Annotated in this window: 7 protein-coding genes; 4 read left to right on the forward strand and 3 right to left on the reverse strand. The window is 59.5% G+C overall.

Annotation, left to right across the window (positions count from 1 at the left end; genetic code table 11):
- The first annotated feature begins 14 nt into the window (after positions 1–14).
- From IVB54_RS34165 to IVB54_RS34180, 4 genes are all read left to right on the forward strand, one after another.
- Complete coding sequence (locus IVB54_RS34165; RefSeq protein WP_247776934.1) at positions 15–2,678, forward strand: PD-(D/E)XK nuclease family protein; 2,664 nt, start codon at positions 15–17, stop codon at positions 2,676–2,678.
- Positions 2,678–6,028 (forward strand): UvrD-helicase domain-containing protein, encoded by a 3,351-nt coding sequence (locus tag IVB54_RS34170; protein ID WP_247776935.1) that lies wholly within the window; start codon positions 2,678–2,680, stop codon positions 6,026–6,028. The genes IVB54_RS34165 and IVB54_RS34170 overlap by 1 nt, the downstream gene beginning before the upstream one ends.
- A gap of 108 nt (positions 6,029–6,136) precedes the next feature.
- Positions 6,137–7,330: a hypothetical protein gene (locus tag IVB54_RS34175; protein WP_247337798.1), complete on the forward strand. Its 1,194-nt coding sequence runs from the start codon at positions 6,137–6,139 to the stop codon at positions 7,328–7,330.
- Between the two features lie 110 nt (positions 7,331–7,440).
- Complete coding sequence (locus IVB54_RS34180; protein ID WP_247776936.1) at positions 7,441–8,784, forward strand: phospholipase D family protein; 1,344 nt, start codon at positions 7,441–7,443, stop codon at positions 8,782–8,784.
- A gap of 318 nt (positions 8,785–9,102) precedes the next feature.
- Here IVB54_RS34180 and IVB54_RS34185 read toward each other — a convergent pair whose 3' ends face one another.
- From IVB54_RS34185 to IVB54_RS34195, 3 genes are read right to left on the reverse strand one after another with little or no spacing between them, the layout of a single operon-like run.
- On the reverse strand, positions 9,103–10,437 hold the full coding sequence (locus tag IVB54_RS34185; protein WP_247337800.1) for an McrC family protein: 1,335 nt from the start codon (positions 10,435–10,437) through the stop codon (positions 9,103–9,105).
- The gene (locus tag IVB54_RS34190; RefSeq protein WP_247776937.1) at positions 10,434–12,812 is read right to left on the reverse strand and encodes an AAA family ATPase; all 2,379 of its coding nucleotides are present in this window, start codon (positions 12,810–12,812) and stop codon (positions 10,434–10,436) included. Before IVB54_RS34190 ends, IVB54_RS34185 begins: the two co-directional genes overlap by 4 nt.
- A gap of 8 nt (positions 12,813–12,820) precedes the next feature.
- Positions 12,821–15,703: a DUF499 domain-containing protein gene (locus IVB54_RS34195; protein ID WP_247337805.1), complete on the reverse strand. Its 2,883-nt coding sequence runs from the start codon at positions 15,701–15,703 to the stop codon at positions 12,821–12,823.
- Positions 15,704–15,709 lie beyond the last annotated feature (6 nt).

Genomic DNA, 15,709 nt, shown 5'->3' on the forward strand with positions numbered 1-15,709 from the left:
CGGGTGGGGCTCTTGTGAGCGCAATACTGCCAACGCGCCGTACCATTGTCGTCCACACAAATTTTGCAGCCCACATGGCCCGGGTGGCGGCGGCGCGGCGGGGAGAAATCGGGCTGCAGATCATGAGCATGGGGCAAGTTGCCGGACGCCTTGCGGGCGGCTTCCTTGGGCCTATCGATATCGATTCATTGCGTGAAGCCGTCCGAAACGCGTTGCCCACCATCTCTCTCGGTGAGCTTGAGCAAATAAAGAGCCTGCCCGGGATGGTCCGCGCCGTCGTTAGCGCTCTCGACAAAATCTGGCGTGCGGATATCGATCTCTCCACCTCCGAGCACCCTCGACTCCAGGCGATGGCCGCTCTGGAATCCCAGGTTTTGCAGCGGCTGCCGCCTTCAATGAAAACGCCGCGGGTATTGGTTGATCTCGCGCTTAGCCGGCTCACCCATGCGCCCGCGGTGTTGGGCCCGGTCGAAATTCACAGCCATAGTGAAATGCCGGTTTGCTGGCGCCGATTACTTCTCGCGCTTGCGCATTGCGTGCCCGTGGTTTGGGTAGCCGGTCCGCGGTCAGTCCCAGGTTGGGTCATCGGCGAGAAGATCGAAATCCGGCAAAATCCGCCATCGGGAATTGCGCCAGATGTTTACTCTTGCGCCACGCCGCAGCACGAGGTTTTAGAAGCCTTTCGATGGATGCGATCGCTTCTTGCTGATGGCAAGGCAAGGCCGGAAGATATTGCCATAGCGGCCGCGAGCCCCGCCGATTACGACGACTACGTCTCGGCGCTATCTCACGAAACGAACATTCCGATTCACTTCGTGCAAGGCATCCAAGCCGTCGCAACCCCGGCAGGTCAAACCGCTGCGGCGTTGGCTGACGTTCTCGTCAACGGGATTTCCCAAGCGCGAGTTCAGCGTTTGCTGCGCCGGCTGGATGGCACCGAATGTCTTGCCGGATTACCACGGGGCTGGACCCGCGTTCTTCCTGCCGATGCCCCTCTTTCAACTCTCGAACGGTGGAAGCAGGCGTTCTCCTCAGTGGAGCCTGCCGCTTGGCCGGGCGGGGTCGACCGGTCCGAGACCGTGCTTGACGTGTTGCAGATTCTTGAAAAAGGCCCCGCAGCAGCCCAGGAAGCTGGAGAAAAGCTGCTCCCAAAATTGCCTTTGAAGCTTTGGCAGCTCGCACTTGAGGATGGGCCGGCCACAGCACTTCCCGTTACCCTCACTCGGCTTCGCATTGCTGACGATCTCGAACCAGCTTCGCATCCAATTTGGACACCGGCCATTTCACTTGCGGCCTCACCTCGACCATTCGTTCGCTTGCTCGCACTGAATGCCGGCCGGTGGCCGCGCCGAATTTCAGAGGACCGCCTCATCCCCGATCACATCATTCCGATCGAGGATCTGGACCCACTACCCGTGTCAGACGCGGACCGCAGTGATTTCGCGACCATTGTCGCCAGCGCTACCCAAGCATCGATCTCCTTCAGCCGGCGTGACGTCGAGGGGCGCCTGTTGGGGCGTTCACCTTTAGTCGGCGAGTTCAAGGAGGCCTACCTAAGTTACGGCAGGGTCCCGGAACATGCCGCAAGCGAGCCAGATCGTTTAACCGCTCGGCCGACGGAATTCCGGGCTACACCGAGCGCGCGGTCCGGGTTAGCGGCGTGGCAAGATTGGTATAGGCGCCAAATTAACTCCCACGACGGCCTTGTTCGCCCAAATCATCTGCGGCTCCATAAGATATTTCAGCAGCCCATGTCTGCCACTTCCTTGCGGTTGCTATTGCGAGATCCTATTCGCTTTGTCTGGCGATACGCTCTGGGATGGCGTCAGCCGGAGGAGACCGACGAACCGTTTAGTGTAGATCCACTCAGTTTCGGCCTTCTCGTCCACGAAACTCTTCAGCTTGCTGTCGGCACGCTCGAGTCAAATGGCGGATTTGGAAGAGCCAAACTCGACGATGTCACCAAAGCCATTGAGGAAGCGGTTAGGGCGACGGCCGCGCAATGGGAAACCGAGCAACCTGTGCCGCCTCCAATAATCTGGCGGAATGCCATGGATGCAACCCGCAAGGTCGCGACAGCGGCCTTAACTTATCGTCTGGATAGCTTGCCGGATCAAAAGAGCTGGACCGAAATTCCATTCGGAATGGCAGATGGCCGCAGCCGCAGTCAGCTCCCGTGGGACCCATCGCGATCTGTCGAAATTCCAGGGACGGGAATCATGATCCAAGGCCAGGTCGATCGGCTGGACTTGTCGAGCGACAAACGCCAGGCAAGGGTCATCGACTACAAAACTGGGCGTCTGGCTCGGGACATGGCGGACGTGGTGCTCAAAGGCGGCACTGAACTGCAGCGCTGCCTGTACGCCTTTGCCGTCCGAACGCTGCTTGGTCCAAAAGTAAAGGTTGAAGCAGCTCTGCTCTACCCGAAGGCAGCCGACGGGGAGCAGGCATTATATCCCCTGAGGGATATCAACGGGACTTTGGATACGCTAGCTACGGCCATAGCATGTGCGCGGGCTGGTCTTGAAAAGGGGCTGGCGCTTCCGGGTATCGACGCGGCCGACAGCTTTAACGACTACTCTTTCGCGCTGCCTGCCAACCCGAGCTATCTGGCCCGCAAGCGCCCCATTGCCGATAAGCGGCTCGGTGAGGCCATCAAGATCTGGGAGGCGCCATAATGAAGGCACGCGAACTTCCGGATCTAGCTGCCCGCACTGCGGCCCTGACCCACATCGACCGGTCCATGCTGGTGGAAGCTGGTGCGGGTTCCGGCAAAACGTCCATCATGGCCGGGCGCGTAGCGTACTTATTCGCTCAGGGCGTCAGCCCCAAGAATGTGGCGGCGATCACATTCACTGAGTTCGCTGCGAGCGAATTGAGGATTCGCATCGAAAGGTTCGTTAGCTCCCTCTCGGTCAACGAGATTCCAGACGACATTATGAGGGCTTTCCCCAACGGGATATCAGACAATCAACGTCAAAATCTCGTCCGCGCAAAGCAATCCCTCGATGAACTACTCTGCACCACCATACATGGGTTCGCGCAAGTTCTGATTAAGCCCTACCCGGCAGAATCAGGAATAGATCCCGGCGCCGAGATTGTTGATCCGACCGAGGGAGACATCGCCTTCAATGAGCGATATCTCTATTGGCTTAAGGAGCACCTCTCCGGCGAACGCGACGACGGCATCGTCGCCGAGCTCATCCTTGCGGACGAAGCTCGTGGCCTTCATCTTATTCGGAGCATTGCAGATTTTCTTAGAAAGAACCGTGATGCGAGGCTCCCAAATCACGGTTGGTCAATTTCCCTTGCCCAAGACCTGTCCGTGGCAGCCGCGGCTTTTGAGAAGGAGATAGCTCAGCTCGAGTTTCAAGAGGAACAAACCAGCCAAGCGTGCACGACATTTATCGAAATGGTAATGGTGCTCGGTGGCTCTGATTTACTAGTCACCAAGCCTCCCAACCGCGCCCTTGTTCAAGCCGCGACTATTCCTCGACATGTTGCTTGTTTCACTCAAACCGGAAGCAAAAGGCAGCTGAGGACCAAAGGCGCTTGGGAGAGAGCTGCAGCTGCTGCAGGCAAGACCAAGGCCCACGGCACGATCGCCTTCCAGGCTTGCGCCGCCAGGTATGACGCCTGTCATCAGGCGCTCAGTGAATTGATGGCGATGGTGGCCGGCGAGCTTCTTGCCCGTGTTGTCAGCGCGATGAAGCTGCTCTCCGCCGAATGGCGCGAGTACAAGCGCTCAGCCGCGCTGCTTGATTTCGACGATTTGCTAAACACCGCCAAGAATCTTCTGGTCGCCAACGAAGATGTGCGGAAGGCGCTTGGGAGGCGCTATCGGCACGTCCTGGTAGATGAATTTCAAGACACAGATCCGCTACAACTCGAGATCCTGTGGCGCCTATGTGGCAATCCCGCAATTGATGAAGACGGGGATCCTCTGACCAGAACCCTTCGCCCGGGCTCCCTTTTTCTTGTCGGCGATCCGAAACAGGCCATCTATCGATTCCGCGGCGCTGATGTAAACGCCTATCTTCGAGCGCGAGAGGCAATCGGCAATCCATCGGTGGTCAACATCGTTGCGAACTTTCGCTCGGTTGAACCAATTCTGTCATTCGTCAACAAAGCGTTCGCAAGCCCGCTCTCCACGGCAGCAGGGCAGCCCGGTTTTACAGCTCTGGCAGCTACCCGCCTTCCAGAAAAGAATGCGCTGACAGTCGCAGCACTCGATGTTGCGGTCGAGGATGGCGAGGACAGTGCCGAGCGATTGCGTGATGCAGAAGCGGACCGGGTCGCGGAGCTGTGCTCAAGAATAGTTGGTAACGTCGAGATCAGAGAGAAAGGGGAGTTACGGCCTTGCCGATTCGGAGATATCGCGCTTCTCGCCCCGGTCGGAACCGATCTCTGGCGGTTTGAAGAAGCGTTAGAACAACGTGGAATTCCAGTCTCGACACAGGCTGGAAAGGGTTTCTTTCGCCGGCAGGAAATTCAGGATCTCATCGCGCTAACTCGCGCAATCGCTGATGCGCGCGACACGCTTGCCCTGGGGGCTCTACTGCGTGGTCCTCTGGTTGGCCTATCGGAAACTGAGCTGCTCGATATTGCCGACGGCATTCCCACCGACCCGAAGTATCCCGACCGCCTTCCGAATCTCACGCTTTGGACCGAGCTCGAGAACATCGATCATGAATTGGCGCGCGACGCCATCAAAATCTTGCAGTCTCTCGCGCGGAGAGCGCGTTCGACAACACCTTATGCGCTACTTTCGGACGCCGTCGGTCTGCTTAACGTCCGTGCGCATTTTCGTCATCGTTTTCCCGCCAGTGCTGATCGTGTGCTGGCAAATCTAGACCTATTCCTCGAGATGTCGCGCGCCTACGATGTGCGTGGATTCCTTGCATTTGCGAGGGACATGAGGGCGAATTGGGAGGAACAGGTTCTCCAGATCGAGGGGCGCCCGGACGCCGAGGAGCAATCCCTTGCTCTAATCACCATTCACGCCGCGAAGGGTCTAGAGTGGCCGGTCGTTATTCCAATCAACATGACTGGAGCACCCAAGTCTGAGACCGGAATCATGCACGATCGACGATCCGGCGAGTTTTCGGCTCCGGTCTTAGGGATCGAGCCCGCAGGCTATGCCCAGCTAAAATCCTGGAATGAGCTCGAGTTGGCTCGTGAACGCGTTCGCCTGTGGTATGTTGCTGCGACCAGAGCTCGAGATTTGCTCATCCTGCCGCGCCATTCCGTAAAGCTTTCTGACAAGTCATGGGCGCGGCTGGTCGATCTCGATCTTCCGGCTCTGCGGGCGATTGAACCAACAGACCTCGGCACCGAAAGAGCGGCGCTATCCACTCCCGAAGAAAACAAGCAAAGTGTCGAGCTGTTCGGAGAGCAAGCCGATAAGATTTCAGAGGCATACCACACAATCATTTGGAATCGGCCGAGCCGTCATGAGGTCGACGCCCTGCAGCAAATCGAAGGGGAACGAGTTTATTCCGACCCAGAGCAGGTCGACGCAACGCCAGAACCGATCGAGGTGCGTGGTAGCGCTACTCGCGGCACCATACTGCATAAGCTAATGGAGGAAGTTTTAACGGGAGAAACACCAGATGCGCCGACGGAGCTTGAACGACGTTCGATCGAGCTGTTGTCTCAGCTTGGACTGGAGCCCAGCCAAAACCCGGGCGAAGGCATTTCTCCAGCTGAACTTGCGTCAACGGTTTCGAGAAGCTTGAATCTGCCTCCGGTCGCAGCTCTGCGTGGATCTTTGGTTCCGGAGCAGATCGTTCTGGGTTGCGACCGTACTGGCACGAGAGAGACACTTATTTCCGGCGTCATAGATGCTGCATCCCGCGACGGGGATGGCAGGATTCGCGTCGTCGTTGATTGGAAAAGCGACGTGGCTCTAGACCAGTCTAGGCTGGCCACATACGGTGACCAGCTTAGGCAATATCGCAATCAAACCGGCGCCGCTCGGGCATTATTGGTGCTTATGACGGCAGAGCGAGTCTTGGATATTAAATGAAGTCCTTCCACCACTGCCGTGCCCGCCTGCAGCAGGCATCACCTGACGTTGTGTAGCTTTGGTTTGCCAAGCACTCGAGGGTTCATTCTCACGGTTGAACTGCGGATTATGACAAGCTTCTTTCAATCTGTACGACAGTTTTTCCAGCAGCAATACGATGGTAGATATTTTTCGATAGTGCTTCTTGAGCTCTTTCGTACCGAGCCGGACTCCTTTCTCGCAATTCTCGAAACTCTCAAAGGATCGAGTTTCTGGATGCGATTTGCAGATCAAATCAGAAGGGGAGAGTTGAACGCAGCATGCGAGCAGCCGCTTCCCGGACAAGGCGGCATTCGGCGAAGAGCCGATCTCTTGTTTAGGCTGGGTGGGCAGCCAGTGCTCTTTGTTGAGGTGAAGGAATACGACAACAAAAGTCCAGCCAACGGAGCGCAGCTGACAGATTATTTGAGAGCCGTAACGAATGAAGTCGGATTTCTTTACGTTTACCGCTTTCGTCCTAGCGAGGCTGACATCCGGAAACTGACCGCCGCTCGTTCAAAGGGGCGGTCTGTAGCGCTCTTGAGATACGACGACATTTATCGGGCGCTGAACAATGGCGCTCAAGGACCGCTAGCGAACCTTGTCTGTCGCTATCTGGAGGACATTGGAGTGGGTGTATATCAGTCTATCAGTTTGAACGGACAGGACAGTTCGACTGCCAAATTTCTTCTCGTTCAGATGTTGGGAATGCCGCACCAAACCGGCTTAGGAAGACTTCAAAGCGCGGCGTCTGTGACAGCCGGGCCGCAGTTGATGAACAAGCTCCTGGGCGACGTGGAGGTGATTGGCGAGCGAGTTCGGGATGTAAATTCCAATTTGCTTCCAGCGCGCTTTCGGAGGCGCTTCTATGTCAATCAATATTTTGACGTTAAGAGACTAAAGCGAGACGTCAGCGGCCTTTTGAAACATGATGAGTTGCCGAAGCGCACGGAAGCATATGTCAGCGGGGGCTATGTTTACTTTTGCGCAACCGGCACACTAAGGGATCCCAGCCGCGCAAAGGGCCGGAGTCCTATCGCGCTTGAAGTAGGCTTCACATTGGAGCTGGAGAAGCGGAAGCAGTCTCTCCAACTGTACGCGCACGCGGAATTAAGGGGAAGCGGCTGGGAACTCTCCGACTCACGGCGTCTGAAAGTGTTTCCAAGTGAAGAAACCGCTCTAGCCGTGTTTTCAGGCCTTTTGAAGAAACTAATATCCGATGCAAAGGCGAAGTCGCCCCCCTCTTCGTGGGCAATCCTAAGACGATTGAGGGCGAGCCTCTAGTTTCCGCGTAGGCTTCCCGCTACTCCAGCTGGTTCGATTGCTCCCAAGCTTCTACAGAGCAAGACTGCAACAAGTCATTTCAGACGAGCGCTTGAGATTGGAAATCTTCGATGCGGCTAATAATGGGTGGCATTAACGGCCACTATCTTCGAAACATCACCATGAATTGCGCTCAAGACACGAGTGAGGTTCTAGCGGCTGTAGCATACGCAACGGATGCATCGCTTATTTTTGACTGGTGCTGGCAACACAATATTCCGTTGAGATTCTACGGCAGACTAGATGACGGTGTTGCCGTCAGCGTCCCAATCCTTACTGATTTCCTTCGCAAAAAGTCTCAGAAGTTTGTCTGCCGGCTTGTTCAACATCACCACGCTAAAGTCATTTGGTGGCGTGGAGTTGGGGTATACATCGGTTCGGCAAATCTCTCGGGCGGCGCGTGGTACAAAAATGTCGAGGCCGGATGTTTCTTCTCAGAAGAAGAACTCAGCGATGACATGGCCAGCGATATCTTGGACCTGTTCGCCACTCTTGAAACGAACGCCACGCCGCTCACCGAGGAATTGCTGGAGGAGATGAAAAGAAGAGCCCGGGTTCTCTCAGCCGCGATTCCGGAACCCAAGGATTTCTGGGCGAGCCCAAGCTTCAAGAAGTGGCTAGGTTTGGTCCAAACCGCCCCCAAGAACGCGATGGACCGAAAACGTCAAGTATTCCTCGAGGAATGGCACGCGACGCTACAGGACCTTCGAGACATTGGAGCAAGAATCAGCCGGCCTGAAAATCGTCCCGCGTGGATCAGTGAGTCGGCATCTGCTGGATCTCAGGCAGATCAGTTCTTACATGCACATTACTATCAGCGCACGTTTGATGGAAGGAGGGCCAACTATGCTGCGCTGTTCGAGCAAAATCATCACCATCGCGAGCAGGTGTTGGCTGAGACTGTGCAGTGGTGGCGACAGCTCCGTACCGCCCCGTCCTCTGAAGACGAGATGCTTAACGTTACTGCGCCCTACCTCCGCGCAGCCTTAGCTGAGCAATCGTTGCGCTCTATGACTGAGGAGGCCTTTCGTCAGATCTGCATGAGAGTGCATGCGATCAAGGACTACGCAAGACGCGTTCCGAACAAGGCGGTAGGGCTTCCAGACGGTACCCCCTACACCATACCAGATAAGGTCACCGCGCTTTCCAAGCGAATTTGGAATGACAAATCGACAAACGGTGTGCGCGTCAATGAACTCCTTCAGCATGTCCTATATGGAGGGTCTAGTGAACAGTTGCCCGAGCGCCTCTGGCAGGCCGTGAGTGAGCCCAAGTGGAAAATTGATGGCCTTGGAATAAGTGCTCTTGGCGAACTAGTTGGATGGGCGCTGCCAGATCGTTTCCCTCCCAGGAACGGCCGCACGTCAAAAGCGCTGAGATCGCTGGGCTACGATGTGACAGTCCATGTTGAATAAGGAGACTCAAAGAGAAGCGCACCCCGGACACCTGGCGCCAATCTTGCTGTTCTGCTATCGCGGAGAAGCGAGCGACCTCCATATCTGCTCGTGGATAAATGGCCGAGCTTCTTGGCGGAGTGCAATGCGAAGGGTTTAGTCTAGACCAAAGTGCCGATAGGCCAATCGAATATCTGCCGGTCAGGGCGCGGAAATCCACTTGGACCAAGTCACAGCAAAAGATTCTATGCCCGCTGCGGCCGCGACTCCCGCACCGGCGTTCTCCTGTGATCTCAGGCCCCGATCGAGACGATCAGCAAAAGGCTCGGCGCGTGCCCATCAGGGCACCCCAATCTGGCCGGCACCCGAGACGACCCGAGCGGCCACGGGGGCCGTCGCGTTCACTGCATCGAGCGGCCACCAGCGCTTGAGCGTGCCGTCGAGCAAGTCGTCGACGGGCACGCCAACGAGCCGGATGCGAACATGCTGCGCCGCTGCCGACGGAGCGAAGAGCAGTGTTGTGGCCCGCTCGAACTCGCCGCGCGCGAGCGGATGAAGGAGCAGCACCTCGCGCGGCTCCGGCATCGAGTACGCCAAGCCATAGGTCGTGAGCTGGTATAGCTCAGCCGCCGAAGGTGGGTTCTCGTGACGGTTCTTGTACTTCGCGTCTGCCACCGCGACTACCTTCGTACGCCGGCGGAACACAAAGTCCGGGCGGATGGTCGGCTGGTTCCATCCCCCAGCGTTCTCGAGGTAGCTAAACACGCCCGAGCGAACGTCCTGCATTCCAATGCGCACATCGTCGGGACTTTTCTCCGACAAATAGCGCCCGAGGAAGCGTTCGAAGACCAGGTTCATGTTGAGCGTGAAGCTGGAGAGTGGCATCGCGCCCGCCTCGACGTGTCCGCCAAGGCGCGCACCGTAGTGGATGAGTTCGATGACAGTCAGCGCGGTTCGGTAGTGGCTCGACCGACGATCGAGGCCAGATAGCATCGTCTCGAGCCGGTCCGTGCTGAGCGGGCGATGTTCGAGGTCGCCGAAGAAGCGGTCTGCTGCGCGGGCAAGATCGAGCCGCAGATCGCGCGACTCCATCACTGACGCTGCGAGGCGAAGTCCAGCGGCCAAGACCCGGTTCAGCTCGTGGTCCACCGTCAGGTCCTCGTAGGTGCAGCGCACAGTCGCTAGGCGTGGGTGGGTCGCGATGTGACGCAGGTCGAGACGGCCACGCGGCGTGGCGAGGTCCTCATTGCGCGGCTGATACGTGGGCAGCAGCCCGCCACGGACGATGCGCTGGACGGCGCGAAGCAGTGAGAGACCGAGGAGGTCGATGAGCCCGTGTTCCGCGCTCTCGTAAGTCGTACGCGTCTCGGTGATGACCAGATCCGACAGGTCAAAGGCGTACGCGACCATACGCATCAAATTGTCGAGGCGCAGCTTCGGCAGGATGACGAGTCGCATGGAGCTGAGGTTCACGGTACCGATGTGCGGACCGACCGAAACCGAGAGGCCAGAGCGAAGCTCGGTGAAGCGCAGGCTGGCGCGGCCCTCCAATTCCGCGATCAGCTCGCGGTCCGCAGCGGAGAGGCGCACGTCGCGCAGGAGTTTGCCAGCACTCGGCGTGTCGGGCGTGGTGGTGCTCCACTCGCGAACCTGCAGGACAGGAGCCGCGGTCATGCGTTCAGACCCTGTTCGTCGTGCGGCTCTTCAAGATCCTCGTCATCCGGGAGATCCTCGCCAAGCACGGCGTCGTGCTTCTTGTCGTCCGGCGTGACGATCGCCGTGAGCGCCTGCGCGAGCGCGTCTTCGCGGCCCGGCTCGAACAGCTCGAATCGTAAATTCGCCGTGTCGCGATCGAATACGCCGCCCTTGTCCGCCGCGAGGATGTTCGCGAGCTTGTTCGGGTCCTCGTAGCAGTACTCCTGCAGGAGCGGCCAAAGCTCGTCACGCACGATCTCCCCGATACGGCTGATGGTGGCAGCAGGCTTGCCGCCCGGCATGAGGTACGCGTGACCGACCTGGAGATTGCGGCCATCGCGCCCGAGCTGCTCAACGATGCGCCGGTTTAGGGCGCGCAGCCAGGTGCTGAGCGCGACGTCCGCGATGCCGCCGGAGCGGAGAAGGTGCGGCTCGGGAAGCAGTTCTTTGAACGCGAAGCGCCGTCGAAGCGCGGTATCGAGCAGCAGGATGGACCGGTCCGCCGTGTTCATCGTGCCTATGACGAGCAGGTTGTCAGCGACCGTGAACGGCTCCTTCGATAGCGGCAGCAACGCGCTCGTCGTTCCGCGCTTCGATGTCTCGATGAGCGTGATGAGCTCGCCGAAGATCTTGGGAATGTTCCCTCGATTGATCTCGTCGATGATGAGGACGAAGCGCTTGGCCGATTGCGCCTGCGACGCCGTCACCATCTTCTTGAAAATGCCGGGCTCCAGCTTGAAACCCTCGCCATCGGGCCGGTACCCCTCGATGAAGTCCTCGTAGGAGTACATCGGGTGGAACGTACAGGTCGCGATGTACGGATCGGTGCCGCCGCGCCCATAGACCATGTCTCGCTGCCGGTCCGAAAGCTGCGACGGCAGACAGTTGAAGTTGTGGCGAGCGATGACCTCAAGCGCGATGCGGTCCGCGTGATACGTCTTCCCGGTGCCCGGAGGGCCGTAGAGGATGACCTGCCGCTTCCGGTCGAGCATGTCGACGACCTGGCGCGCGATGCCTTCGAGTGGCGGTGGCGGATCGACCATCACGCCTGACGAGTGCGCAGCGCCGCTGACGACTGACTTGGGTGGTAGAACCGAAGGCGTGTCGGCGAGCGCGCTGAAGTTGGGCCAGGACGCGGGACCGATGCCGTTCACGAGCAGCGATGCCTCGAGATCTGCGACCGCGGGATGCGTCGGCTCGAGCGCGACCAAGCCCGTTCCGAACCCGCTGATGGAGGTAGACAGCTCGAAGCTCCGGTTGTGGACCCATCGCACCGAAACCTGGTGCGGCCGTTCCGCTCCTTGCGCGAAGCGGTAGCTGCCCGTCACGGTGCCCACGGCGACGACCGTGGACGCGTCCGAGAGCAGCGCCACGAGGCTGCCTTCCTTCAGACGGTAGACGAACTCGGTCAGGTTGCGCGCCTCGGTTGACGAGGTGGGTAGCGAGGCGTCTTGAAAGGCCGTCTCGACGGCGAGGCGGATGTCGCGCTTCTTGTTTAGCGCGATGGCCTCCGCAAGGCTACCGACCTTCGCAGGCCCCAGCGCAAGATGCTCGTGAGCGAGCATCTCCTTCCACGCCGAAACCTCGCCCGCGAGACCAAGGCACCAGTGGTCTCGCGGGATGAGACCCTTACCGACTCGATAGCGAAGTTGGACCGGCAAGTCGGCCAGCGTTGGGAGGCTGTTCCAGAAGCGGATGATCTGGATGTCGAGTGCGTAGAGCCCCTGCCACTGCGGCGTCTCGCCCACGTAGTAGAGGGTGGCTTCTGACCACGACGTCGTCGCGTTCCACGTCACGAGGTCAGGGAACACAAGGTGCAGGTACTTGTGCATCCATGCGCTCTTGCTCCAGCGCGGAGCTGCGTCCTCAACGGTATCTTGGAATTTCTGCGGGTCGATGTTCTTGGCGTCCTTGCCATGGAAAGCGCGCAACGCCTCGACCGCCTCAAGCAGCTCGGAGCGGCGCTCCTCCAGCGCCTTCAATGCGTCGGCCTCGCTTATGTTGGAGATCTCCCGTCCTCCCTCCAGCTTCGCGCGCCACGAGCCGCTCTTCTTCTCCTGCCACGGCCCAAACTTCGCCGCCGAGCCACCCGCGATGCTGCCGAAGAGCGCAAAGTTGAATTCGTCGTCGTTCTTGAACTCCAGCCAGTAGTCCATTGGCTGGTCGTTGCTCGCGTTGTGTGGGAGCTGCCGCAGCAGTTCTGAGCCGCTCATCTTGGCGAGCTGCTCAGGCCCGAAGTGCGCGAGGAACGCCGAGCGCTGGCGCGAGAGCTCGGTGACGTCGGGAAGCACGAAGGAACGCCCTAGCTCCGCTGCGATGTAGCGATTGAGGATATCGTGGACGTCCTTGTTCATGAGCGCTCCTACGCCTCTTCGATCTTCAGGAGTTCATCGGAACGGAACAGGTTGAAGAGCGTCTCCTTGACCGTGTCCTCGATGAGCGTGGGACTAAAGCCGTTCTCTGCGGACGCTTCCACCTGCACGGTGATCTTGATATTGTCGGCGTTGCGGCCGAGCGCATTGATGATGCCGGTGTAGAATGTGTGAAAGTCGGTGAACGGCACCTCGACGTCGAGCTTGACGCGACGCGCCTTGTTGCCCAACGCACCACCATTGACAGGCTTCGCCGTCGTGATGGAATCGCCAGACACGGTGGTCACGCCTCCTGCGCTGCCGGATGAGCCGCCCGCCCCAGGGCCAGGGCTCGCCGGCTGCGCTACCACCGTTACGCCTCCGGTGGAGCCCGTACCGACGTTCGTTCCGCTTGGCGGCGGGGCCGCGAGCTTCTCGTCCGCGAGGCTGCTGCGGATGAGCAGATAGCCTTCTTCGAGAGAAACATCGGCGATGGCCAGTGCCGTCTTATAGTAGAGCACCTTCGCGTCTTCAGCGGTCGTACCCTCGCAAAGGGCGAATGTCCCTGCTCGTACGCCATCCGCGATCGACTGCTTCAGCACGTCGTCGTCCTTGAGGATCGGCAGGTGCGTGAACTGCCGGAAGTACCCGGGGAGCGCCTTGAGGCTGAGCGCAGGCTCGTTCTCCGGCCACACCTGCAGCTTCGTCGGATGCACTAGCAGAATCGGGGCGATCTGCTCCAGATACTTCTGCTTATCTTTGAGGAAGGCCACGACGAGCTCCGTGAGGTTCTGGTCCGTCGTCGCCGGCGGCTGCCCCATGTCGAGGGCCTTCAACGGATCTCCGTTGCTACCGCCCCATGCGGCGTGACGATACGCGCGAAGAATCTGCTGCCGAACTCCCTTCGCAGCGTTCGACTTCTCGGTTTGCAGCTGCGTGTTCTGAGTCTTCGAGAGGTTGTGGCGCTCTCGGTTGGTGTCGACGTTCTCGGTAGCCAGGAGGCCCCGCACCCTTTCCCTGAGCGCCGCCACCTCGCTCTCATCAGCGATGACGAACACCAGGGTGTTGCGACGAGTGCGCGTCGACGTTCCGCTCTTGTTGAGGATGTCTAGTAGCGCAGCCTGCGTGTCAGCACGGCCCGCCACCCCGAGAGTGCGCTCGGGCGGCATCACGACGAGCTTGTTGCTCGCGCTGTCAGCGATATCCCCGGAGCTCTCGGGCCAGACATAGGGAGACAGTGGAGCTGCAGAGAGCAGCTTGCGCAGCTCCCCGCCGAGTCGCTCCCGCACATTCTCGTCATCGACGCCGTTCTTAGCGTCGAGGAGGATGCGATTGAGGTTCGGCGTCGTCGAAAAGCGGAAGCGCTCGCCCTCAGTGTTGATGAAGTGGAAGCGCTCCTTCATCTGCAGCACGACGCCGGGGATGGTACCAAAGTCGATCTCGGGACGGGCCGACGCGAGGTGAAGCTCCGCAGGCGTTGCACCGCGCGAACCGTTTCCCGCTTCGCAGGTGAACAGGAATGTCGTGGTCGCGAGGCCCGCAGCGACGCGCCACTGCGTCATCAACGGACTCTGTTTGTCGAGCTCAGGGGCATTGGCCGTCGCGCCGATGATATCGGCCTCGAGCGCCGAGCGGAACTCGCGGTCGACGAGCTCCAGCAGTTCAGAGCGCAGCTCCTCGTTCGTCAGGTCGATGTCGCTCGCCTGGATGAGGCCTCCATTGTGGTTCTTCTTTAGTAGGTCTGCGACCAAGAGCGCGAGCACACGGAGCACGCCGCGCGTCCGCTGCAACTTCGGATTTGCACCGACGAGATTCAGGATGTCGAGCAGCGACGGATGGAACGGGTAGCTCTTCTTGAATCGCTCCGCGTAGTCGTGCTCCTTCGCCGAGTCGGGAATCTGCGGGCGGGCTTTGAGGTCCGCAATGTACGCGTTGATCGTTGCGTCGCGGCTGTTAGCCTTCTTCGTGCGCGTGCCCTTGTCGTCAGTGTCCTGCCCGAAGGGCACGAACAGCCGCCGACGGATGATCTCATGGACCTCGTCGCCCTGCACGGGCTCGCGGACCTTCTGCACGCGGCCGAAGACCTCCTGAAGGGCTTGCAGCACCTGCAGCGAGGCCGTGCCGTGGGTCTGCGTGCCGTCGCTACGTGGCAAAGTCGCAACAACAATGACGCGCGCGTGCTGACCGGCGCGCGTGGTGAGACGCTGGAGGAAGGTGCGCGTCTGCGCAGCCAGGGTAGAGTCGGCAACTGAGACGGCGGCAGCGGTCTCGACGTAGTTTGCGACCTCGTCGAGGATAATAAGTCCGCCCTTCGACAGCTTAAGCAGCTTGTCTATGTCGTTCCCATCGGGCGAGACGCGGTCCGCATCGAAGTTCCGCACCAGCTCGTAGCCAGCCTTGCCAGCGAGCTGCCAGGCTAGGTGACCCCACATCGTTTGTACCGACAGGCCGGGTTCTAACTCCACGGCACCTACGCCGACTTGGTTGCCGTCGAAAGCGGCAACGGGAACCGCCGGAGGCGTCTTCCACCCGCGCTCGAACCAGTACTCTTTCAGAGCCGGATGATCGAAACAGGCGGCCCCGTTCTTCACGAGATGATAGAGCGTGATGAGCGTGTGCGTCTTGCCGCCACCGAAGGGCGTCTGGATCTGCATGACCGCGTCGCCGTCGCCCTGCCCGGTGAGGCGCCCAACTACCTCGCCGGCAAGCTGACGAAGGCCCGCCGTGAGGAAAGTGCGGTTGAAGAACCGGATCGGCTCGAAGTAGTCTGGGTTGCCGCTGCTGTTCAGCACGTCGGCAAGGCTGGCGGCGAAGTCGTTCTGCTTCACCTTGCCTTGCTTGATGTTGTCGTGCGGGGTGACGACGTTCCGCCAGGGCGTTGTGGTGGTGGTCATGGTTCG

It is taken from the genome of Bradyrhizobium sp. CW1 (assembly GCF_023100665.1).
GTDB lineage: Bacteria > Pseudomonadota > Alphaproteobacteria > Rhizobiales > Xanthobacteraceae > Bradyrhizobium > Bradyrhizobium canariense_D.